The sequence below is a fragment of the Rhizobium changzhiense genome (assembly GCF_013087625.1).
GTDB lineage: Bacteria > Pseudomonadota > Alphaproteobacteria > Rhizobiales > Rhizobiaceae > Rhizobium > Rhizobium sophorae.
In genome coordinates, this window is sequence record NZ_JABFCQ010000006.1 from 398,986 (window position 1) to 420,966 (window position 21,981).

A 21,981-nucleotide genomic window follows, 5' to 3' on the forward strand; every position below is an offset into this window, starting at 1 on the left:
CCATATGCTTATGCGCAAGTTTTCGGCAAAGGGACAATAGCGGAATTTTCCCGACAGGCGCGAAAGTTGTAAACAGTGTGTCTTACCTGAGGTGTCCCAATGCGGGTGGCTTTCTACGCGCCGATGAAATCGCCGAACCATCCGGTGCCGTCAGGCGATCGGCTGATGGCGCGGCTGTTGATCCGGGCGCTGGAGCTTGGCGGGCATCAGGTCGACATTGTCTCCGAATTCCGCACCTATGCCTCGACACCGGAGGCGGCAGCCGCGCTCGAACCCGTAATCGGCGCTGAGCTGGAACGGCTGTGGCTGAGATGGAAATCCGCGCCGCGACCGGAACTCTGGTTCTGCTATCACCCCTATTATAAATCGCCCGATCCCTTCGGGCTGGCGATATCAGCCGAATTCGCTATTCCCTATGTCACTGCCGAAGCCTCCTATGCGGCAAAACGCGATCGAACCGGCTGGGCAGCGTCACAGAAGCTGGTTGGCGAGGCGATCATGCGGGCGGCGGTCAATATCAGCTTCACCGAGCGTGACCAGGCTGGGCTTGAGGCCGCCTTTCCGCAGGCGCGGCTTGCCAGATTGAAACCCTTCATTGACACGGCGTTGTTCGAGAGGGTGTCGCCGGCGCCCGATCCGCGCCGGCTGATGACGGTCGCGATGATGCGGGCCGGCGACAAGATGGACAGTTATGTCATGCTTGCAAAAGCGTTGCGGCTGATCGAAGACCGGCCTTGGACGCTTGCCGTCATCGGCGATGGTCCGATGCGCCAGGAGGTGCAGGCGCTGTTTGCCGACTTTCCCGGCCGCATCGAATGGCTGGGCGAGCGCAATGCCGGCGAGATCGCCGAACTGCTCGGACGCGGCGGCATCTATGTCTGGCCCGGCTGCGGCGAGGCCTATGGCCTTGCCTATCTGGAGGCCCAGGCCGCCGGCCTGCCTGTCGTCGCGCAGGAAACGGCAGGCGTGCCAACGGTGGTCGAGGCTGGCGTGACCGGCCTGCTGACGCCGGATGGCGATGTCGTCGCCTACGCCGAGGCCGTGGCTGGCCTGCTTGGCGACAGGCAAAGGCGCGACGCCATGGGACAGGCGGCGCGGCGCTTCGTGCTTGGGCAACGCTCGCTTGCGATGGCGGCGCAGCTATTGAACGGAATTTTGCGGGACAGCGCAGCAACAGGAGTGACGTGATGACCGACGGGATAGTCTGGGACCCCCTGCGCCGCGAGCTTGACCGCTGGCAGGCCGCCGGCCGCGTGGCGCGGTTCTGGCTGCGCGATGACGACGCCGTCGAGCCGACACAGGCGCTGGAGACGCTGATGACGCTCGCCCGTCAAAGCGAGGTTCCGCTGACGCTCGCCGTCATTCCCGGCCTGACCGGCGAGGCATTGGCCGCGCGGCTGGTGGAAGACGCAGCCGTCGCTGTCGCGGTGCATGGCTGGTCTCATACGAACCATGCGGGGCCGGAGAGAAAGAAGCAGGAACTCGGCGGCGACCGGCCGGCAGATGTCGTGCTCGGCGAGTTGGGTGAAGGGTTCCGGCTGCTGCAGCGGCTGCATCCGGCCCGCTTCCTGCCGGTTCTGGTGCCGCCGTGGAACCGGATCGACGCGGCCCTCATCCCGGCGCTGCCCGGTCTCGGATTTGCAGCACTTTCGGTCTATGGGCGGGCAACGCAGGACGGCCCGGTGCAGCTGCTCAACACCCATGTCGACATCATCGACTGGCACGGCACCCGCGGCGGACGGACCGAGGCGGAATTGGTAGCTGAACTGGTGGCCGAGCTTCGCGACCGGTTTGCCGGCAACGACGAGCCCGTCGGCGTGCTCACCCACCACCTGGTGCATGATACGGCCGCATGGGATTTCCTGTCGGCCCTGTTCGCGACGACCGGCCGGCATCCCGCCGTCCGCTGGTCGCCGGCGTCAGCGCTCCTCGAGACATAGAGCGCCGCGCGTCTTTTCAGACGCGCCAAGGACGCTCTATCACTTTGAATCCACGCATAATCCTTTCCGAAAATCGATTCCGATTTTCGGGGTTATGCACTGGAACAGTCGCCAAAAGCGGCGGTCATGCGTGCACTCGCCCGAGGAACTCGCGGATGAGCGCGACGACGTCATCGAGATGCGTCTCGAGCAGCCAGTGGCCGCCGCCGAGCAGATGCAGTTCGGCATCCGGCAGATCGCGCAGATAGGCCCGAGCCGACTTTTCCGGCATGTAGTGGTCGTTCGGACCCCAGACGATCAAGGTCGGCGGCCGGTATTCGCTGAGGTATTTGCGGTGTTCCGCAAACCAGGCCCGGTTCTCCTTCAGTCCGGCGATTAGATCTATGGCGATTTCCTTGCGCCGCGGCGTGATCAGCGACCAATGCAGCTTCCAGAGATCGGGCGGGATGGTATCGGCCAGAGGAGGCGGCAGATCGTTGAGGAATTCCTCCTTGAAAGTCTCCTCGCTGATCGCCTCCGCCAGCACCTTCCTCATCTCCGATCTCGGAAGCGTCCACGTCGCCTCGATAGCCGCATATTTCGGTCCGAGGGCATCTTCATAGGGGATATCACCATTCTGGATGATCAGCCCCGCGATGCGCTGTGGGGTCCTGATCGCCAACCGGGCGCCGATCGGCGAGCCGAAGTCGTGGAGGTAGAGGACAAAACGGTCGACATGCATCGCATCGACGAAAGCCTCCAGCCAGGCGGCGTATCCATCGAAGGTATAGTCGAAATCATCCGGCGTACCGCTGTAGCCCGCACCCGGGAAATCCGGCGCAATCAGGCGCCAACGGTCGGCAAGGCGCGGCATGAGATTGCGAAATTCATAGGATGAGCAGGGATATCCGTGCGGCAGCAACAAGACCGGCGCATCTTCCCGGCCGGCCTCGCGGTAAAAAGTCTCGACGCCTGCAACCGTCATCCAGCGATGTCGGACGAGAGTGACCATCGGGAAGCTCCTCAGAAATCTATCTTCACTTTCGGTTTTCGTTATACTGCTCGGCGCCTTCCACCGGTCGCAGCCACGGCTCGCGGCGTTTGATCCAGAGTTCGTAGCTCGGCACCAGAGGCGTCGGCGCCTCGGAGAGGATGCCAAGCTTGATTTCCGCCTCCTGGTCATCGGCGGAAAACAGCCGCGAGCCGCAACCGGTGCAGAAATGCCGACCTTGGAACTCGGCGGTTTGCCCTGAATGTTCGAATTGGCCGGCGGGCCAGATCCCGTAAAAGGTGAAAGCCGAACCGCTTTCTTGCCTGCAGTCCGTGCAATGACAGATTCCAACGCGTAAGGGTTCGCCCCGGACAGAAATGCGCACCTGCCCGCAGAGACACTTTCCGGAAAGCACGGTCATGACGGATCCCTGTTTCTTTGATTTTGCGTTGCCGGGAAAACGGTCCGGCCCGGCATCTGTTCCGTCGAGACGTCGCGGGCATGCCCGTTCGACGGATCTGTCGAGGAGCTTCGACTGGACAAGATGAAGGCGGCCTTCGGCGGCCTGCTAGATCACCACGATCTGATTGTCGCGGGCGGCAAACGATTCGGGGAAGGCGGCCTGCGCCTGCGTTTCCATCTCCGCCAGTTGTTCGTCCGTGCGGGAGGGGGCGTGGTGGAACAGCGCGAAGCGCTTGCTGCCCGCCATTTTCGCAAGCTCGGTGCCGTGCTGCCAGGTCGAATGGCCGAAGCCCTTGAAACGCTGCATCTCGTCTTCATTGTAGGTGCAGTCGTAGACGACGAGATCGGCGTCCCGCATCATCTCCAGCGAGACCGGATCATAGCTGCCGGGATTATGCTCGATGTCATAGACGAGAGCGATCGAACGGCCCTGCCATTCGATGCGGTAGCCGATAGCGCCGCCCGGATGGTTCAGCATGAAGGTCTTGATCTCTATGCCCTCGTGCGGGGTCAGCACCTGACCGGCATGGAAATCGCGGAAGTTCATTGTCGCCTGACAGATGTCGGTCTTGACGGGAAACCAGGGCGGGCTGATGAACTGCTCGACCATTTCCCGCGTGCTCATCTTGCCATCGAGATGGCCGGACCAGATGTTGACGTTGATCGAGGGATAATAGATCGCCTTGAAGAAGGGCAGGCCGATGATGTGGTCGTAATGGCAGTGGCTGAAGAACAGGTCGACGTCGCTGACACCGTCGGCGAGCATCGACAGCCCGGCCTCGCGCAGGCCCGAACCCGCGTCGAAGATCATCCGATGTTTTCCGCAGCGAATTTCGATGCAGGAAGTGTTACCGCCGTAGCGATCGAACTCGGGGCCCGACACGGGAATACTGCCGCGGACGCCCCAAAATTTTATCTGAAACAGTTCTGTCGTCATCGTTCTTCAAACCGGCCTTCCCGCATCGCCATCGTAGTCATAGTTTATCCCGATGCGAAGCAGCAGAATTCCACGGGTTTGCCTGTTCCCCCTTTCATTCTCCTAACCGCTAGCGGAAGAAGAAGTAGATTTTCCTAAGCAATCGGCTTTCGGTTCGGAAAGCAACCCGGTATGGTTGGTTTTCGGTAAACAGGCTGCTGAGGGCGGGGACATTTTCCCGTAAGTCATGCCTATTAGATGGTTGCGCGCGATTGAAAAAACAATTGCCGCCATGTTGAGCCGAAAATCCAGTTTTAAAGCAACACGAAAGCCGCGCCGAAGAGCCTGGCCCAAACGACATGTGGCGCATGTATTGTGGTCAACCCTGCTCGACCCGGTTCTCCGGGAAAACCAGCTTCATATGAGAAAATTGTGCTTCCTATTGTGCGAATGTTTCCTTGATTGAGAACGCCAGAAAGCGATATATCCGACGATATAGGAAATATAAGAGACTCGCCATGTTGCAGCCGGTTATCAACGAGACCATTGCCGAGAGCAGCTACAGGCGCATTCGGGCCGACATCATTTTCGGTCGGCTGGCTCCCGGACAAAAGTTGAAGCTGGAAAGCCTGAAAGAGTCCTACGAGACCAGCATCAGCACACTTCGGGAAGTGCTGAACCGGCTGTCCTCCGAGGGGCTTGTCGTTGCGGAGGGGCAGAAAGGTTTTGAAGTGTCCCCAGTGTCCGTTTCAGACCTCAAGGAGACAGCGGCGCTGAGGCTTCTCCTGGAAACACATGCGCTGGAGCAGTCGTTCGTGCATGGCGACGTTGAGTGGGAGGCTCCGCTGGTATCGGCGCATTACAAATTGGCGCGGATGGAACAGGTTATGGCCTCAGGTGATACCAGCCGGGCCGAGGACTGGAAGCGCTACGACTGGGAGTTCCATCAAGCCCTGATATCCGCCTGCGGGTCGAAACTGCTGATGGAGACGCATTCGGTGATCTTCGACAGATATCTCAGATATCAGATGGTTGCCTTGTCCTATCGAGGCGATGTCGCGGCCAATGAACATCAGCAGCTTTTGGACGCGGCATTGCGACGTGACGCAGAGACGGCCAAGCGGGTGCTTGTCCTGCATATCCAAGGCGGGGTCGAACATGCGCTGGCGAGAGGGACGCTGAGATAGAAATGGTTCGGACGTTTCTCTTCGAGCTTCAGGTCCCGACCTAAATTGCATTTCGGCGAAACCAGGAAAAGCCATGCTCAAGCAAGTCCACGACCCGGCGGAAACAGTAAGCGATGTCGTCTTCCGGCAGATTCGCGAGGACATCATATCGGGCACATTGCCGCCGGGTGCCAAGATCAAGCTGGAGCAGGCAAAGGAGCGTTACTCCATCGGCATTTCATCGCTGCGCGAAATCCTGAGCCGCCTGACCACGGAAAACCTCGTCGTCGCCGAGGGGCAGCGTGGTTTTGAAGTCAGCCCCGCTTCGCGCCGCGAACTCCTCGAGCTCGCCGACCTCAGGATCGTTCTGGAAACACATGCGATCGGCCTTGCCTTCGCTGCGGGAAATCTTGAATGGGAGGGGCGCATCGTCGCTGCCCATCACCGGCTGGCCGCCGCTGAACGCAAGCTCCTTGCGGGCGACGTCTCGCGGACGGTCGACTGGGTCCGATACGACTGGGAGTTCCATCAGGCGATCGTCTCCGCCTGCAATTCAGCGACGCTGATGGCGACATTGTCGTCGGTCTTCGACCGCTTTCTTCGCTACCACATGTTGGCCGAGAGTTTTCGCGGAAAGCCAGTTGTCGATGACCATAGGCTTCTGTTTGAGCTGTCCATTCAGCGCGACGTCGCTGGCGCGACCGACGTCGTCAGACGGCACGTTCAAAGCGGCGTCGAGCATGTGCTCAAGAGCGGCCGGATTGCCTAAACCATAGCTCAAAAGGCGTCTTTCGGAATTCCTTCCGGACGCATCTGTTTCTTCAGAGCGGCGATGCGGAAAATTGCGTTCGGGGCGCCGTAGCCTCGGTAGCCGCGGCGCTCGACGATCTCGAAAAAGAAACCCTCTCCATAGGTTCCGCTATAGAGTTGGAAATATTCGCCATGCTCGTCGCGGTCATAAAGGATGTTCTCCGCCTTCAGCCGCTCGGTCAATGCAGGATCGAGGCCGAAGCGTGCTTCGACGTCGTCGTAGTAGTTCGGCGAAATATGCAGTGATCGGAAACCGCAAACACGAAGGCTTTCTGCGGTTGCAAAGATGTCGTCGGTCAAAAACGCCAGGTGCTGGATGCCGGCCCCGAATTTCTCGGCGATGAAATGCCCCGCCAGGGTGCGGCGATTCTCGGCGCCGTTCATGGTAATGCGCAGCGCCCCGGTGTCGTTCTCGACGACTTGACTGCGCACCACCCCGGCCGGGTCGATGATATCGACCATCGGGGTCTTCCGCGTCGCGAAAATGGACGTGTAGAACAAAAGCCAGGTGAGCATTTCATCGTAGCCGACCGTCTGGGCGACGTGATCAATGCGCAAGAGGCCTGCAGGCGGCGTGTCGCTGTCGTCGGTGACCGGCTGAAAGTCGATTTCGGAGAAGCGACCCAATGCGCTCTTGTCGTCGATGAGATAGACGATTCCGCCCCCCACACCCCGAATGGCAGGCAGTTCAAGTTCACCCTCCGCGACAGGCTGGGCGAATGGCTCGGCATCCAAGGCAAGCGCGCGCTCATACGCCTTGGCGGCATCGTCGACGACCAGGGCCATGGCATATGCAAAAGTGCCGTGAACGGCGTAGGCCGCATTGGCGAATCCTGCCTGGTCGACATTGACGAGGATCCGGATCTCGCCCTGCTCGAAAAGTGAGACCTTTTTCGTGCGGTGGATTGCCGTCTTTTTGAATCCGAGGGTGCGCAGCAATGCAACCAACTCGACTTCATCCTGTTCGTCCGTAGCAAACTCGACGAAGCCGACCCCCTTGACGGAGGGCCTTTCCGGCATCGCCGCTCCGGTCATGCTGCCGATGCCGAGATGGCGTCGTACCTGGTCGCCAAGATAGAGCAGCGAGCGGTGGCCGTCGGCCGCAATCGCCCGCGACAAACCGCCTCTGAACTGGTCGTTGAAGATCTCCAGGGAGAAATAGCCGTCATAACCTGTTGCCGCGACGGCTTCGGTGAACGCCGTGACGGGAAGGTCGCCTTCACCCGGCATGTTTCGGAAGTGGCGGCTCCAGTAGAGCAGGTCCATGTCGATCAGCGGGGCATCGGCAAGCTGGACGATGAAGATTTTCTCTTTGGGAATCGAGCGGATGGAATTGACGTCGATCTTGCGCGACAAAGTGTGGAAGCTGTCGAGGATAAGACCGACATTCGGATGATCGGCGCGACGGACGATCTCCCAGGCGTCGCGGTGGTCGCTGATATGGCGGCCCCAGGCAAGCGCCTCGTAGCCCACCCGCAGTCCACGCCGGGCGGCACGCTCGCCAAGTTCGCGGAAGTCCGCCGCTGCCCGGTCGATGCCGCCGATGGCTGCCGGCGAGACGTTTGAACAGACGAGCACCAGGTCCGTTCCCAGCTGCTGCATCACGTCGAATTTCCGTTCCGCGCGGTCAAATGTGCGGCTTCGCAGCGGATCCGGCATGCCCTCGAAATCACGAAATGGCTGAAACAGAGTGATCTCGAGGCCATGGTCGCGGACGAGTTTTCCGACATCGGCCGGGCTTCCGTCGAAGGCGAGGAAGTCATTTTCGAAGATCTCGACGCCGTCAAAGCCCGCCCGGGCGATCGCCTCGAGCTTCTCCGGGAGTTCGCCGCTGATCGTTACAGTCGCAATCGAGGTCCTCATGTCAAAGCCCTTCCGATATCCGTGCGAGATTAATAACGAGCGCCGAACACGACGATGCGTTCCCGAAAACCGCTCGCTACTATTATGGCAAATGTCGTGAGGAATTCAAATAGCGTGTCTTATTATAAATTCTCATATGATTTTAAAAAACTCGGTTGATTTGAGCGCTCGTCTCTGGCAATCATTGCTCTCACAGTCAAGGTGAGGTGGCTGTCCGGTCGAGTGACCGCCAAAGGAGGAGGAATCACATGTTCAAATCTATGCTGACGCGCCGAAACGCGATGCTCGGAGCCGCGGCCCTGGTGGCTGCCGTCACCCTGGCGCAACCGGCCGCCGCCATCACGCCTGATGAAATCAAGGCTCGCGGCAAGATCATCGTCGGAATTCAGGGTGACAACCCGCCTTGGGGCTTTGTGACCAGCGGCGGCAAACAGGACGGCCTCGATGCCGACATCGCAACGCTGTTTGCTAAGGAACTGGGTGTTTCGGTCGAGTTCGTGCCGCTTGAAGTCAATAATCGCATTCCCGCACTGACCGCCGGCCGCGTCGACGTTCTCTTCGCAACGATGGCGATGCTGCCGGATCGTGCAAAGGCCGTGCAGTTCAGCAAGCCCTATGTTGCCAATGCCATCGTTCTGATTGGTCCGAAATCGGCTGAGATCAAGACGAATGACGACATGGCCAAGTTCACGGTCGGCGTCGCCAAGGGAGCTGCCCAGGATACGCAGGTCACCAAGAACGCACCGGCGAGCACGACCATCCGCCGCTATGATGGAGACGCCGCGAGCGTCCAGGCCCTCGTGTCCGGCCAGGTCGAGACGCTTGGTGGCAACATCTTCTACATGGACCGGGTGGAGAAGGCCCGTCCGGGCGAATTCGAAAACAAGCTTGAATTCCAGAAGCTCTACAACGGTGCTTGCACCCGTCTCGGCGAAAAGGAAATCAATGCGGCGCTCAACACCTTCATCGACAAGATCAAGGCCAACGGCGAACTCAAGGCAGTCTACGACAAGTGGATGAAGGTTCCGGTGCCGGAATTCCCGGAAACGCTGGAAGGCATTCCGTTCGCGGCGAACTGACATCGTTCTCTACTCACGGCCGTCCGGTTCACGTCGAGGCTGCCCCTCACCCTAACCCTCTCCCCGTAAACGGGGCGAGGGGACGTGCCCTGCGAGAGGTGGGAGAGGAACGGAGAGGTTGCGGCTATCCCCTTCGCCCCGCGAGCGGGGAGAAGGTGGCGGCAGCCGGATGAGGGGCAGGCGGCGATCTCCGCTCTTACCAAACAAGACGGGCATTCCGATGCCCGTCAACGCAACCGCCATGCCCAAGGCCCTGAGGTGCGCGACATGACCAGAACCATCTTTGTGCTCAACGGACCAAACCTGAACCTGCTCGGTGAGCGCGAGCCCGCCATCTACGGTTCGACGACGCTGGCCGATATCAGGGACAACTGCTTCGCAAAGGCTGACAGTCTCGGCTTTGCCATCGAGTTCCGCCAGACCAATTTCGAGGGCGAGCTGGTGGAAAGTGTGCATCAGGCCCGCAAAGAGGCCTGCGGCATCATCATCAATCCGGCCGGCTATACCTTCACCTCGATCGCTCTTCTCGATGCGCTGAAAACCTTCGATCCGCCGAAGATCGAGCTGCATATTTCCAACGTGCATGCCCGCGAGGAGATCTATCACAAATCCCTCGTCTCGCGCGTCGCCACCGCCATCATGATCGGCTTTGGCCCCCGCGGTTATGAACTCGCCATAGAAGCAATGGCCGGCATGGTGGGAGCAGCGAAGGCATGAACTACAAGTTGGATTTCACCCCGGTCATAGATGGCCTGCCGAGCCTTCTGCTCGGCTGCCTCGGGACATTCTTGCTTGCCATTTGTGGGATGCTGCTGGCGATCATCATCGGAATTGGCGGGGTTGCGCTCCGCGACTCTGCTCTCAAGCCGGCGCGATGGCTGGTCATCGCCTTCGTCGAATTGATCCGCAACACGCCCTTTCTGGTGCAGATCTTCTTCATCTATTTTGCGCTTCCGCTCACGGGCATCAGACTGGATCCGACGCCGACGGCGATTATCGCGCTCGGCATCAACGGCGGCGCCTACGCGATCGAGATCATTCGCGGCGGCGTCCAGTCGATCCCGAAGGGACAGATGGAGGCGGGTCTGGCCCTTGGTCTGCACAAGGCTCAGGTTTTCCGGCTGATCATCCTCAAACCGGCATTGCGGGCGATCTATCCGTCTTTGACCAGCCAGTTCGTCCTGCTGACGCTGACCACAAGCATTGCATCGGCGATTTCGGCCTACGAGCTGACTTCCGTTTCCCAGCGCATCGAGTCGGAGAGCTTCCGCAGCTTCGAGGTCTACTTCACCGTCACAGTTTTCTATTTCGTGATCTCCTGGCTGATGATGCGCATCTTCGCGCTGTTTTCGGCGCGCTACTTCAAATATCCGGTCAAGTAGGAGGAATTCCATGGGTCACGAAGAATTCGTCTTCCTCCTGATCGGCCTGAAATGGACCGTGGTCCTATCCGCCGTCGGCTTTGTCTGCGGCGGCATTGCAGGGCTCGGCGTTGCCCTTGCCCGTGCCTCGGGCATACCGCTGCTGGAACGCGTCACGGCCGGCTACATCGCCGTCTTCCAGGGAACCCCGCTGCTGATGCAGCTTTTCGTCGTCTATTACGGCCTGGCGCTGGTGGGGCTGATGCTCGATGCCTGGGTAGCCGTTGCCATCGGACTGACGCTGCACGCCAGCGCCTATCTCGGCGAGATCTGGCGCGGGTCGATCGAAGCGGTTCCGCGCGGCCAGACGGAAGCGGCAAAGGCTCTCAGCCTCCGATACGTGTCGCGTATGAAGGATGTCATCCTGCCGCAGGCGCTGCGCATCTCGCTGCCCGCCACGATCGGTTTCCTCGTCCAGCTGATCAAAGGCACCTCGCTTGCATCGATCGTCGGCTTCACCGAGCTGACGCGGGCCGGCAACATCATCTCCAACCAGATCTTCCAGCCGCTGACGGTCTTCGGCATCGTCGGCATTCTCTATTTCCTGATGTGCTGCCCACTGACGATTCTTGGCGCCCGCCTCGAACGAAAGTTTGCCGCCTCTGCGCGCTGATCCGCATCCCTCGTCCTCGACGCGGTCCAGCCCGCCAATATGGAGTTCTACCGATGACCAGTCCCAGTCCTGCCCGAGCCGGAGACCCCATGATCACCATGGCGCAGGTGGAAAAGTGGTACGGCTCGTTTCAAGCCCTTCACGACATCAACATGACGGTTCGCAGCGGCGAAAGGATCGTCCTATGTGGCCCTTCCGGCAGCGGCAAGTCGACGCTCATTCGCTGTATCAACCATCTCGAGACTTACCAGAAAGGGGAAATCCGGGTCGGCGGCATCGTTCTGAGCGACCAGGCCAAGACCATCGATGCGATCCGCCGCGAGGTCGGCATGGTCTTCCAGCAGTTCAATCTGTTTCCGCATCTGACCGTGCTGCAGAACTGCATGTTGGCGCCGATGAAGGCGATCGGCGTCGGCAGGGCGGAAGCCGAGGAACGCGCCCGCGGGCTGCTCGAGCGGGTCAAGATCCAGGAGCAGGCCGACAAATACCCGGTCCAACTTTCCGGCGGCCAGCAGCAGCGTGTCGCGATCGCCCGGGCGCTCTGCATGCGGCCGAAAGTGATGCTGTTCGACGAACCGACGTCGGCGCTTGACCCGGAGATGGTCAAGGAGGTGCTGGATACGATGATCGCGCTGGCCGATGAGGGCATGACGATGATCTGCGTCACGCACGAAATGGGCTTTGCCCGCCAGGTCGCCGATCGCGTGATCTTCATGGCCAGCGGCGCGATCGTCGAGGAAGCCCCGCCCGCCGAATTCTTCACGAACCCACAGCATGAGCGAACCAGGAAATTCCTCGGAGAAATCCTGCGGAAGTAAGGGTTCTCAAGGTCGATGCCTCTGGCAAATTATGGGAGCCGGCAATGAAGCCGCTAGAGATTGCAGTCATGGGAGCCGGCCTCATCGGCAGGCGCCACGTCGAGCGAATTATTTCCGAGCCCGGAACCGTTCTCTCGGCGGTGATCGATCCTTCTGCCGCCGGTCGCGACTTTGCCGAGAATGTCGGCGCCCGATGCTACCGGAGCTTCTCCGACATCCGCGTTGAGGACTGGCCTCACGGCATCATCGTGGCAACGCCGAACCAGCTCCACGTTGAGAACGGAATGGAGATCGTCGCTGCCGGCATCCCTGTCCTGATCGAGAAACCGGTCGCCGACGATGTCGATGCTGCAGCGGCACTGGTTGCCGCCGGCGAGAAGACGGGCATACCGCTTCTGGTCGGCCATCACAGGCGCCACAATCCGATGATCCAGGCTGTCAAACAGATCGTCGACGGCGGAAGGCTTGGCCGGATCATCACGGTGCACGGCACGTTCTGGGTCGCCAAGCCCGACGAGTATTTCGACATCCCCTGGCGGCGCGAAGCGGGCGCCGGCCCGGTCTTCATCAATCTGATCCACGATGTCGACCTCTTCCGATATTTCTTCGGCGAGGTCGAAGCCGTCCATGCGATGGAATCCCACGCCGTGCGCAACCATGCCGTCGAGGATACGGCTGTCGTGACGCTGCGTTTCGAAAGTGGGGTGCTTGCCACTCTCACCGGCAGTGATGCCGTGGCGGCGCCCTGGAGCTGGGAGACGACCACCGGCGAAAACCCTGCCTTTCCCCGCTACGATCAATTCTGCTACCAGATCGGCGGCACCAAGGGTTCGCTCGGAATTCCAGATCTGACGCTTTGGACGAGCCCTTCGAGGCCCGATTGGCTGGAGCAGCTTGCCCAGGAGCGGGTGCCTTATGCAGCAGCCGATCCTCTTTGCGTTCAGCTCAGACATTTTTGCGACGTCATTCGTGGCGATGCCATGCCTCTGGTGAGTGGCCGGGAGGGCCTTGCTACGCTCAGGGTCGTCGAAGCGATCAAGAGATCGGCGCGCTGGGGGCAGATGATCCACCTCTCCAACGTCAGCGCCTCTTCCGATCCCCAGAAAGTCTGACCACATGATCACCGGGACGACCAAGCTCATCGCTCACCTCGGCTATCCGACGGAGTCCTTCAAGGCCCCGCTGATCTACAATCCGTATTTCGAGAAGAACGGAATTGATGCCGTCGTCGTGCCGATGGGCTGCAGGCCGGAGGACTATCCGGCGTTTCTGAAACTTCTGTTCCGGCTATCCAATATCCACGGTGCTCTCATCACCATGCCGCACAAGATTTCGACGATGGCGCTGCTCGACGAAACATCGACCAACGCGAAAGTCGCCGGCTCGTGCAATGCAGTGCGTCTCGGTTCGGACGGCAGGCTGATCGGTGACATGTTCGATGGCGAGGGCTTCGTTCGAGGCGTGTTGCGCAAGGGTAAAAAGGTTGAAGGAGCCCGTGCGCTCATTGCGGGTGCCGGCGGCGTCGGCTCGGCGATCGCGGCGTCGTTGGCACAGGCGGGCGTGGACCATCTCGCCATCTTCGACGCCAACGAGACGACCGCGACCGCGCTGCTGGAGAGGCTGAAGAAATATTATCCGCAGCTTAAAGTGACGGTCGGCTCCGCCGATCCGGCAGGTTTCGACATTGTCGTCAATGCGACGCCTCTCGGAATGCGACGGGGTGACCCGCTGCCGATCGATATCGACCGCATCTCCCCATCGACCTTCGTCGGTGAAGTCGTGATGACGAAGGAGATAACCCCTTTTCTCGAGGCCGTGCGGGCGCGCGGCTGCGCATTTCAGGTTGGGACGGACATGTTATTCGAACAGATCCCCGCCTATCTCGAATTCTTCGAATTCCCAACGACGACGGCCGACAATCTGCGGGCTATCGCCAAACTCGGATGATGTCGAAAAGTGTGAGCGGTTGTCGGACGACATCCTGTTCTAGAGCGAGGCGGTGATGCCGCCGTCGACCGTCAGCATATGGCCGTTGACGAAGGAGGAGGCATCCGAGGCCAGGAAGACGGCGGCGCCGACGAGCTCCTTGACCTCGCCCCAGCGGCCGGCCGGCGTGCGGGTTTCCAGCCAGCCAGAAAACTTCGGATCGTCGACGAGCGCCTGGTTGAGCGGGGTGCGGAAATAGCCGGGCGCGATCGCATTGACCTGCAGGCCGTATTTCGCCCAGTCGGTCGCCATGCCGCGCGTGAGGTTCTTCACCGCGCCCTTGGTCGCGGTATAGGGCGCGATGCCGGGACGGGCGAGTTCGGCCTGGACGGAGGCGATGTTGATGATCTTGCCGCGACCGCGAGCAATCATCGCCTGGGCGACCGGCTGGCTGACATAGAACAGGCTGGAGACGTTGGTCTTAAAGATCTCGTCCCATTTGTCGACCGGGAAGTTCTCCAGCGGTGTGCGGAACTGCATGCCGGCATTGTTGACGAGGATGTCGATCGGGCCGATCTCCGCCTCGATATAGGCGATGGCGGTGCGGCTGGCCTCGGCATCGGTGACGTCGAAGGCGGCGCTGACGGCATGGCGATGGCTGCGACGGATATCTTCGGCGGCGGCCTCCGCCTTCTGCGCGTTGCGGCCGTTGATGATGATCGAAGCGCCATGCTCGGCAAGCCCGACCGCCAACGCGCGGCCGATGCCCTGGCTGGAGCCGGTAACGAGGGCGCGGCGGCCGGAGAGATCGAATAGGGGAAAGGTCACGAGGCTGCTCCTGATTTCATTGCACTCTGCATAGCCGGTTTCCGGCATTACATGCAAAGGTCCTGGATCAGGCCGTTCCAAGCCTCTTGATTTTCCTCGTCAGCTCCTTCGCCAGTCGCAGGCTGGCGGCGGTTGCCATCGTCACTTGCGGCAGCAGCAGCCATTCGAGCGTCCAGGCAGCGCCCGAGCGTTCCTGTTCGTGGACGAGGGACTGGTGGACGCCCGATAGAAGAGTGGCGTTGAAACGGGCCAGCGAGACGAGGACTTCGGCGGAAACGGGGTTCTGCTTGTGCGCCATTGCCGACGAAGTGCCGCCGCCTGAGATTTCGATCTCGCCGCCGGCCTGGGCAAGCAGCGCGATGTCCTGGCCCATCTTGCCGAGACTGCCCGATATCGACGCGAATAGGCCGGCGATATCGGCGATCGGCAGACGCCCGCTCTGCCATTGCGGCGCATCGGTGAGGCCGAGTTCCTGAGCGAGCGAGGCACGGATGGCTGCGGCCTGAGACCCGAGCTTGTCCAGCGTGCCGGCCGCACCGCCGAACTGAACGGGAAAGCTCTGTTCGGTCAGGCGGTCGCGATAGGTTGCGAGCGGCGCACGCCAGGCATCGAGGCGATCGGTGACGGTGATGGGGATCGCCGCCTGCATGCGGGTATGGCCCATCAGCCGGTTTTGGCCGAACTGACCGTCGAGCACATCGAGCTCAGCAGCGATGGCGGATAGCCTTCCGGCAAACAGGAAGACGACGGTCTTCAGGCGGATCATCAGGCTGGTATCGATGACATCCTGGCTGGTCGCACCGCAATGCAGGCTTTTTGCCGCTTCCTCGCCGACAGCGGTGCGAAGCTGGTCGATGAGGTCGGGAACGACGACACCATCCCTTGCCGTTGCCGATCGAAGACTGGACACATCGGGCGAGAAGGCGGCGCAGGTGTCAGCGATGCGCTTTGCGGCTTCGGCAGGAATGAGGCCGTGAGCGGCTTCAGCCTTGGCGAGCGCGGCCTCGAAGGAAAGCATGGCCCGTATATCCGCCTCGGCGGAGAAATAGGGCGCGATTTCATCGTCGCCGAGCAGGCTGGAAAGGAAGGGGTGGTCGAAGGGCGATGCGGTCATGATCGTCTCGGTTTGTCGTGATGGCCCCCTCATCCGGCTGCCGCCACCTTCTCCCCGCTGGGGAGAAGGGACTCGGGGCGGCGGCGCCTTCTGGGCAGATACTCTCGCGCAGCACTGTTCCCCTCTCCCCTCGGGGAGAGGGCAGGGTGAGGGGGCTACTTGCTCGGAGCTCTCCGAACAAGCCGCCCGCGCACCCTCAGATATCGAGAAACACCGTTTCCTTCGGACCCTGCAGGTGGATGTCGAAATGACAGGTGGCGCCGTCGCGGGTGGCGACCACTGTTGCGACGCGCTCGCGATGTTCGATGCGGGAAAGCAGCGGGTCGGCGGCGTTGGCCTCCGTCTCCTCCGGAAAATACATGCGCGTGTGCAGGCCGATATTGATGCCGCGGGCGACGATCCAGAAGGTGATGTGCGGGGCTTGTCTGCGGCCGTCCTTGAAGGGGACGCGGCCGGGCTTGACGGTCTCGAAGCTATAGACGCCGTCCTCAGCGCGGGTCGGGCAGCGGCCCCAGCCGGTGAAATTTGGGTCGGCGGCGCCGCGCATTTCCGACGGGCTGTTGTAGAGCCCGGCGGTGTCGGCCTGCCAGATCTCGATGACCGCATCGCGCACCAGCGCTCCGGCGCCATCGAAGATCCGGCCGGTGACGGTGATACGTTCGCCGAGTGTCTTGTCGTTGACCATCTCGATGCCGAGATCGGTGTCGTAGACGCCCGTTATGTCGCAAAAATTCGGCGTCAGGCCGATATGGACATAGGGACCGGCCGTCTGCGATGGGGTTTCCTTGAGGTAGCCGAGCTGCTGCATGGTCAGTTGCCCTCCGGTCTGTTTTCGAACATCGTCGAGCGGCGGCCGCGCAGCACGATATCGAATTTATAGGCGCGTGAGTCCATCGGAATGGTGTTGCCCCAGTCGAGCGGGGCGATCAGTTGCTCGATCGCCGCCTTGTCGGGGATGGTGCCGACGATCGGACATTTCCAGATCATCGGGTCGCCCTCGAAATACATCTGGGTGATCAGGCGCTGGGCAAAGCCGTGTCCGAAGATCGAGAAATGGATATGGGCCGGGCGCCAATCGTTGATGCCGTTCGGCCAGGGATAGGCGCCGGGGCGGACGGTGCGGAAATGGTAGCGGCCGTCTTCGTCGGTGATGGCGCGGCCGCAGCCGCCGAAATTCGGGTCGATCGCCGCCAGATAAGTTTCCTTCTTGTGGCGATAGCGGCCGCCGGCATTGGCCTGCCAGAACTCGACCAAGGCGCCGGCAACCGGCCTGGCGCGCTCGTCGAGCACACGGCCATGGACGATGATGCGCTCGCCGATCGCACTTTCGCCGGGCTGCGCGTAGTTCAGGATCAGGTCGTTGTCGAGTTCGCCGATCATCGAATGGCCGAAGACCGGACCGGTGGTCTCGGAAATCGTGCCGTCGAGCGAGAGCAGGGCGCGCTGCGGCGCGCGCAGCACGGAGGTCTTGTATCCGGGGGTCAGCGCCGGCGCATGCCAGGCGCGGTCGCGGGCGAAGAAGCCGCCGGTCTCGGGCTTGCGGTTCGGTCGTTCGGACATGTTCCTCCCTCAGGCCGCCTTTTCGGCGTCCATCTGTTCAAAAGCCTGCTTTGCGATCTTGATCGCGTGATTGGCGGCGGGAACGCCGGCATAGATCGCCACATGCAACAGCGCCTCGCGGATATCCTCGCGGGTCGCCCCCGTATTGGCGGTGGCGCGCACATGCATGGCAACCTCGTCGTCCTGGCCAAGCGCGGCAAGCAGAGCGATCGTGATGATCGAGCGCTCGCGCTTCGTCAGTGCCGGGCGCGACCAGACATGGCCCCAGGCGGCTTCGGTGATCAGTTCCTGGAAGGGGCGGTCGAACTCCGTCGATGTGGCGGCGGCGCGGTCGACATGGGCGTCGCCGAGCACGGCGCGGCGGGTCGCCATGCCCTGGCGATAGCGCTCGGAAGGGGACGCAGTCTCATTCATGGGCTGACTTCTCCAGGCGGAATGGATGTGAGGAAGGCGCGGATGATCGCCGTCAGCGCGTCGGGCTGCTCGACGCAGGGAATGTGCGCGCAATTGGGGATCACTTCGTAACGGGCGCCGGAGATCAGCTTCGCGGTCGAAAGCACGAGATCGGGCGGCGTCGAGCCGTCCTGATCGCCGACGATGCAGATCGTCGGGACGGTGATCGTCTTTGCGACCTCGGTGAAGTCGGCATCACGGATCGCGGCGCAGGCGGCGAGGTAACCCTCGACGGGCTGGCGCGTCAGCATGTTGCAATAGCCCGCATAGGCGGTGCTCTCGGGCCGGCGGAAGGCGGGCGTGAACCAACGCTCCATGACCGCGTCCACGATGCTGCCGATGCCGTTTTGCTCGACCGCGGCGATGCGGGCGTTCCAGCTCTCCGCCGTGCCGATCTTGTGGGCGGTGTCGCAGAGGATGAGCGCGCGGACGAGGTCCGGTCGGCGGTGATAGAGCGACTGGGCGATGAGGCCGCCGACGGAGAGGCCGCAGATGACGGCATCCTTGACCGACAGCAGATCGAGAAGTCCCGCGAGATCCGTCGCATGGTCGTCGATCGATGAGGGGAGCTGGCCGACATCGGAAAGGCCGTGGCCGCGCTTGTCGTAAAGCACGATGGCGAATTCGCCGGCAAGCCGCACCACGACGTCGCGCCAGATGCGGAAATCCGTGCCCAGCGAATTGGCGAAGACGATCACCGGCCTGTCGGCAGGGGCACCAATGATCTGATAATGGATCGTCACGTCGTTTATCCGGGCGAATTGCACGTCACTCTCCTCCTGAACGGTGAAATTGACTGGTTGATCCGGTTAAGTAAAATGATATTTATTGGCGTTTCGATAACCCTGGAGTTATGCGAGCGATGATCGACAGCCGGGTCAAGTTCCGCCATCTGCAAACCTTTGTCGAGGTGGCGCGGCAGAAGAGCGTCATGAAGGCCGCCGAATTGCTGCATGTCAGCCAGCCGGCGGTCACCAAGACGATCCGCGAACTGGAACAGGTGCTGGGTGTCGATGTCTTCGAGCGCGACGGCCGCGGCATCAAGATCACCCGCTACGGCGAGGTCTTCCTGCGCCACGCCGGGGCGGCGCTGACGGCGCTGCGCCAGGGCCTCGATTCCGTCTCGCAGGAGCAGTTCGCCGATGCGCCGCCGCCGATCCGGATTGGGGCGCTGCCGACGGTGTCATCGCGCATCATGCCGCGGGCGATGGAACTCTTCCTCAAGGAGAAGACCTGGAGCCGGGTGAAGATCGTCACCGGCGAAAACGCGGTGCTCCTGGAGCAGCTTCACGTCGGTGATCTCGACCTCGTCGTCGGACGTCTGGCCGGCGCCGAGAAGATGGCGGGCTTTTCCTTCGAGCATCTTTATTCCGAGCAGGTGGTGTTTGCCGTGCGCGCCGGCCATCCGCTGCTCGACGGCCGGCAATCGCTGTTTGCCGGCTTCGGCAACTATACGGTGCTGATGCCGACGCGCGGTTCGATCATCCGGCCGGTCGTCGAAAATTTCCTCATCGCCAACGGCGTCTCCAGCCTGCCGAACCACATCGAGACGGTGTCGGATTCCTTCGGCCGCGCTTTCCTCAGGGCAAGCGATGCGATCTGGATCATTTCCAACGGCGTCGTGGCCGGCGATGTCGCCGACGGGCGGCTGACGCTTCTGCCGGTCGATACCGGCGAGACCAAGGGGCCGGTCGGATTGACGATGCGCGCCGATGCCGTGCCGTCTCTGCAGCAATCCATCCTGATGCAGACGATCCGGGAGGCGGCAGGCGAGCTTTCCTGACGCCGGCTCTTTAAATCCGCTTGATGATTGCCCAGATTTGGACTATGTCTAATTCAAGACAGGAGGCTGTTATGCAATACGCACGACGCAGGGATCGGGAAGACCAGGGGCCGCAGCGGCTGGAAACCGGACGCTTCGCCCCGGCAAACCGCCGGCGGCTGAGCGCACCGGCCTTGCGGACCTTCCTGGCGATCGCCGATCTTTGGGGCTTGAACGAAGAACAGCGGCTGTTGATGCTCGGCTATCCCTCCCGGTCGACCTACCACAATTGGGCCAAACAGGCGCGCGAGCACGGCGCTTTCACGCTCGATGTCGATACGCTGACCCGCATCTCGGCCGTGCTCGGCATCCATCAGGCGCTCGGCGTGCTTTTTTCCGATGACCGCGCCGGCGTCACCTGGCTGCGCACACCGCATCAGGCGCCGGTTTTCGGCGGCCATCCGCCGCTTGATATCGTGACGAATGGGACCCAGGACGGGTTGATGACGGTCCGCCGGTTTCTCGACGGCGCCCGCGGTGGTCTCTACATGCAGCCGAATGTGCTCGACGAAGCCTTCACGCCCTACGAAGATACGGACATCGTCTTCCGGTGAGCGATCGTTTTGCAGAGGCGCCGCGTCCGTCGTATCGGCTGATCCCGTCGCAATTTCCGCCAATCGGGCTTTTTGAGACGGTAACGAGGGCGGCCGATCTAGAAGCCGTGATGGAGCTCGTCGGCTGGACCAACGACCGTCTTGTCGCCGACCGCATCCAGCGGCTTCCCAGGGACGAATGGGTTTACGGCGTTGCCAATGCCAGCATTGTGATGGCGGCCTTCCTGCATGTCGCACCCGGCGGCATGCGCTTCAACGGCCCCGATCTCGGCGCCTGGTATGCCGCCGACGATCTCCGCACAGCCGCCGCCGAGGTTGGCCATCATCTCCGGCGCGAGACTGTCGCGCGCGGGGTCGGGACGATGGCGCGCACCTATAGAAGCTATTCGGCCGCTCTGATTGGTGATTACCTCGACATTCGCGGAGAGCAGACGATACGGCCCGATGTCTATGACGGCACCAGCTATGCGGCGTCGCAGGTGCTGGGGGAAGAGGTGCGCTCGAGCGGCGGCGCCGGTATCCTCTATGACAGTGTCCGGCTGAGAAGCGGAGTGGTCATCGTCGCACACCGGCCGCGCAATATTCAGGGCGTGGTGCAGGCCGACCACTTCGAAATCACCGTTTCCGCTACCGAGCGGCGCATCGATGTCAGGAAGCTTGCAGCTTGACAACGGCAACCGCAGGCGCGCCGGGGGATATGGGATGCTCAAGCCGGCAGTCGTTCGGCCCATGCCTTCACCGCTTTCGCCATCGTGGCGAGGTGATCGGCACTGGAGAAACCGGAGATCGTCTTGCGCGGCTTGAGGTCGTGGTCGCCGTCCTCCAGCCAGAGGATCTCGATCCTGTCGGACAGATCGTAGCCCGGCACCTCGTCCCGTGTGCCGAATTCGTCGCGTGTTCCCTGGCAAATCAGGGCGGGCGTCGTCAGCCCGGTGAGATGGCCGGTGCGCAGCTTCTCCGGCTGGCCGGGCGGATGGAAGGGATAGCCGAGGCAAAGCAGGCCGGCGATCTTCCTCTGACGATGGAGATCGTCGGCGACCATGCTGGCGACCCGGCCGCCCATCGACTTGCCGCCGATGATCAGCGGGCCGATGGCGCCGAGCTCGGCAATCGCCGCCTCGTATTCGGGATTGAGCGTTTCGGCGCGTGGCGGCGGCTTGCGACCTTCTAAGGTGCGGCGGGCGGCCATATAGGCGAATTCGAAACGGGCGACGCGGAAGCCGACACCGGCGAGCGCATTTGCCGCTGATGTCATCGATGCCGAATCCATCGGCGCGCCGGCGCCATGCGCAAGAAGGATGGTGAAGCGCGCATCCTGGGGCCCCTGCAGCAGAAACCTGTCAAGCATCGGTAATCCTCCATCCCATCGCCGGAACCATGTCGACGGCCGTGACTTTTTCCTGGAAAGGAGACTGACAATGTCGACGAATGATCAAAACGTAAAGCCCGAGCAGCGGCGCCCCAAAGATGTCGGCGCCGTTCCTGAAAAGCCGGAGCCCGCCGACACAGAATCGATGGCGCCGCCCGCGGTGCAGCCGGCTGGGGTCAGAGACAAAAGCGAACGACCTGTGGTCAATCCGATCACCGGGGTCGCCTCCTGATCGACTACGGTCAATTGTCGTGTAGAATCGCAGAACCGCCTCTTGAAACCCCGGTGGAAAGGGTC

26 protein-coding genes are annotated in these 21,981 nt (G+C 61.7%); 15 read left to right on the plus strand and 11 right to left on the minus strand.

From position 1 onward, the window contains the following. Nucleotides 1–99 precede the first annotated feature (99 nt). Both G9X68_RS27165 and G9X68_RS27170 read left to right on the plus strand, forming a co-directional pair. A complete protein-coding gene (locus G9X68_RS27165) occupies nt 100–1,188 on the plus strand; it encodes a glycosyltransferase family 4 protein (RefSeq protein ID WP_171605016.1) in 1,089 nt (362 codons plus the stop codon). Further along, nucleotides 1,188–1,940 carry a polysaccharide deacetylase family protein gene (locus G9X68_RS27170; protein ID WP_171605017.1) on the plus strand — a complete coding sequence of 251 codons (753 nt, stop codon included), beginning with the start codon at nt 1,188–1,190 and terminating at the stop codon, nt 1,938–1,940. The genes G9X68_RS27165 and G9X68_RS27170 overlap by 1 nt, the downstream gene beginning before the upstream one ends. A gap of 124 nt (nt 1,941–2,064) precedes the next feature. Here G9X68_RS27170 and G9X68_RS27175 read toward each other — a convergent pair whose 3' ends face one another. From G9X68_RS27175 to G9X68_RS27185, 3 genes are all read right to left on the minus strand, one after another. Beyond that, nucleotides 2,065–2,931, minus strand: coding sequence for an alpha/beta fold hydrolase (locus G9X68_RS27175; protein WP_171605018.1), 867 nt, complete (start codon nt 2,929–2,931; stop codon nt 2,065–2,067). A 25-nt stretch (nt 2,932–2,956) separates the two neighbouring features. After that, nucleotides 2,957–3,331, minus strand: a complete 375-nt coding sequence (locus tag G9X68_RS27180; protein ID WP_171605019.1) for a GFA family protein — start codon at nt 3,329–3,331, stop codon at nt 2,957–2,959. 147 nt (nt 3,332–3,478) lie between these two features. Next, nucleotides 3,479–4,309, minus strand: coding sequence for an MBL fold metallo-hydrolase (locus G9X68_RS27185; RefSeq protein ID WP_171605020.1), 831 nt, complete (start codon nt 4,307–4,309; stop codon nt 3,479–3,481). 497 nt (nt 4,310–4,806) lie between these two features. Here G9X68_RS27185 and G9X68_RS27190 point away from each other — a divergent pair, with 497 nt between their 5' ends. Both G9X68_RS27190 and G9X68_RS27195 read left to right on the plus strand, forming a co-directional pair. After that, nucleotides 4,807–5,475 carry a GntR family transcriptional regulator gene (locus G9X68_RS27190; RefSeq protein WP_130696256.1) on the plus strand — a complete coding sequence of 223 codons (669 nt, stop codon included), beginning with the start codon at nt 4,807–4,809 and terminating at the stop codon, nt 5,473–5,475. Between the two features lie 73 nt (nt 5,476–5,548). Further along, on the plus strand, nt 5,549–6,223 hold the full coding sequence (locus G9X68_RS27195) for a GntR family transcriptional regulator (protein WP_131605632.1): 675 nt from the start codon (nt 5,549–5,551) through the stop codon (nt 6,221–6,223). Between the two features lie 8 nt (nt 6,224–6,231). Here G9X68_RS27195 and G9X68_RS27200 read toward each other — a convergent pair whose 3' ends face one another. Then, nucleotides 6,232–8,127 (minus strand): bifunctional sugar phosphate isomerase/epimerase/4-hydroxyphenylpyruvate dioxygenase family protein, encoded by a 1,896-nt coding sequence (locus tag G9X68_RS27200; protein WP_171605021.1) that lies wholly within the window; start codon nt 8,125–8,127, stop codon nt 6,232–6,234. Nucleotides 8,128–8,375: 248 nt separating this feature from the next. Between G9X68_RS27200 and G9X68_RS27205 the strand changes: the two genes are divergently transcribed. From G9X68_RS27205 to G9X68_RS27235, 7 genes are all read left to right on the plus strand, one after another. After that, entirely contained in the window at nt 8,376–9,206 is an 831-nt protein-coding gene (locus G9X68_RS27205) for a transporter substrate-binding domain-containing protein (protein WP_129419369.1), read from the plus strand. A 267-nt stretch (nt 9,207–9,473) separates the two neighbouring features. Further along, the gene (locus G9X68_RS27210) at nt 9,474–9,923 is read left to right on the plus strand and encodes a type II 3-dehydroquinate dehydratase (protein ID WP_171605022.1); all 450 of its coding nucleotides are present in this window, start codon (nt 9,474–9,476) and stop codon (nt 9,921–9,923) included. Beyond that, nucleotides 9,920–10,588 (plus strand): amino acid ABC transporter permease, encoded by a 669-nt coding sequence (locus tag G9X68_RS27215; protein WP_017991876.1) that lies wholly within the window; start codon nt 9,920–9,922, stop codon nt 10,586–10,588. Before G9X68_RS27210 ends, G9X68_RS27215 begins: the two co-directional genes overlap by 4 nt. A gap of 10 nt (nt 10,589–10,598) precedes the next feature. Beyond that, nucleotides 10,599–11,240: an amino acid ABC transporter permease gene (locus G9X68_RS27220; protein ID WP_171605023.1), complete on the plus strand. Its 642-nt coding sequence runs from the start codon at nt 10,599–10,601 to the stop codon at nt 11,238–11,240. Nucleotides 11,241–11,293: 53 nt separating this feature from the next. Further along, the gene (locus G9X68_RS27225) at nt 11,294–12,058 is read left to right on the plus strand and encodes an amino acid ABC transporter ATP-binding protein (RefSeq protein WP_280526523.1); all 765 of its coding nucleotides are present in this window, start codon (nt 11,294–11,296) and stop codon (nt 12,056–12,058) included. A gap of 44 nt (nt 12,059–12,102) precedes the next feature. Further along, complete coding sequence (locus G9X68_RS27230; protein ID WP_171605025.1) at nt 12,103–13,170, plus strand: Gfo/Idh/MocA family protein; 1,068 nt, start codon at nt 12,103–12,105, stop codon at nt 13,168–13,170. A gap of 4 nt (nt 13,171–13,174) precedes the next feature. Then, on the plus strand, nt 13,175–14,005 hold the full coding sequence (locus G9X68_RS27235; protein WP_171605026.1) for a shikimate dehydrogenase family protein: 831 nt from the start codon (nt 13,175–13,177) through the stop codon (nt 14,003–14,005). Nucleotides 14,006–14,044: 39 nt separating this feature from the next. Here the strand turns inward: G9X68_RS27235 and G9X68_RS27240 are convergent, their stop codons facing one another. The 6 genes from G9X68_RS27240 to pcaD all read right to left on the minus strand — a co-directional run bounded on the left by G9X68_RS27240 (nt 14,045) and on the right by pcaD (nt 18,706). Beyond that, nucleotides 14,045–14,812, minus strand: a complete 768-nt coding sequence (locus tag G9X68_RS27240; protein ID WP_065284165.1) for an SDR family oxidoreductase — start codon at nt 14,810–14,812, stop codon at nt 14,045–14,047. A 67-nt stretch (nt 14,813–14,879) separates the two neighbouring features. Then, nucleotides 14,880–15,926: a 3-carboxy-cis,cis-muconate cycloisomerase gene (locus tag G9X68_RS27245; RefSeq protein ID WP_171605027.1), complete on the minus strand. Its 1,047-nt coding sequence runs from the start codon at nt 15,924–15,926 to the stop codon at nt 14,880–14,882. Between the two features lie 196 nt (nt 15,927–16,122). Further along, entirely contained in the window at nt 16,123–16,734 is a 612-nt protein-coding gene (gene pcaG, locus G9X68_RS27250; RefSeq protein ID WP_171605028.1) for a protocatechuate 3,4-dioxygenase subunit alpha, read from the minus strand. 2 nt (nt 16,735–16,736) lie between these two features. Beyond that, a complete protein-coding gene (gene pcaH / locus G9X68_RS27255) occupies nt 16,737–17,486 on the minus strand; it encodes a protocatechuate 3,4-dioxygenase subunit beta (protein ID WP_003553667.1) in 750 nt (249 codons plus the stop codon). 9 nt (nt 17,487–17,495) lie between these two features. Continuing rightward, nucleotides 17,496–17,900: a 4-carboxymuconolactone decarboxylase gene (pcaC, locus tag G9X68_RS27260; RefSeq protein WP_065283891.1), complete on the minus strand. Its 405-nt coding sequence runs from the start codon at nt 17,898–17,900 to the stop codon at nt 17,496–17,498. After that, entirely contained in the window at nt 17,897–18,706 is an 810-nt protein-coding gene (gene pcaD, locus G9X68_RS27265; protein WP_171605029.1) for a 3-oxoadipate enol-lactonase, read from the minus strand. Before pcaD ends, pcaC begins: the two co-directional genes overlap by 4 nt. A gap of 95 nt (nt 18,707–18,801) precedes the next feature. On the opposite strand from pcaD, the gene pcaQ reads away from it, so the two are divergent. The 3 genes from pcaQ (at nt 18,802) to G9X68_RS27280 (ending at nt 20,983) form a co-directional block, all read left to right on the plus strand. After that, entirely contained in the window at nt 18,802–19,722 is a 921-nt protein-coding gene (gene pcaQ, locus G9X68_RS27270) for a pca operon transcription factor PcaQ (RefSeq protein WP_171605030.1), read from the plus strand. A 71-nt stretch (nt 19,723–19,793) separates the two neighbouring features. Continuing rightward, entirely contained in the window at nt 19,794–20,315 is a 522-nt protein-coding gene (locus G9X68_RS27275; protein ID WP_171605031.1) for an antitoxin Xre/MbcA/ParS toxin-binding domain-containing protein, read from the plus strand. Then, nucleotides 20,312–20,983 carry an RES domain-containing protein gene (locus G9X68_RS27280; RefSeq protein WP_171605032.1) on the plus strand — a complete coding sequence of 224 codons (672 nt, stop codon included), beginning with the start codon at nt 20,312–20,314 and terminating at the stop codon, nt 20,981–20,983. The genes G9X68_RS27275 and G9X68_RS27280 overlap by 4 nt, the downstream gene beginning before the upstream one ends. A gap of 38 nt (nt 20,984–21,021) precedes the next feature. Here G9X68_RS27280 and G9X68_RS27285 read toward each other — a convergent pair whose 3' ends face one another. Next, a complete protein-coding gene (locus tag G9X68_RS27285) occupies nt 21,022–21,663 on the minus strand; it encodes an alpha/beta hydrolase family protein (RefSeq protein WP_171605033.1) in 642 nt (213 codons plus the stop codon). Nucleotides 21,664–21,733: 70 nt separating this feature from the next. On the opposite strand from G9X68_RS27285, the gene G9X68_RS27290 reads away from it, so the two are divergent. Further along, nucleotides 21,734–21,916: a hypothetical protein gene (locus G9X68_RS27290; protein WP_171605034.1), complete on the plus strand. Its 183-nt coding sequence runs from the start codon at nt 21,734–21,736 to the stop codon at nt 21,914–21,916. The last annotated feature ends 65 nt before the right edge of the window (nt 21,917–21,981 follow it).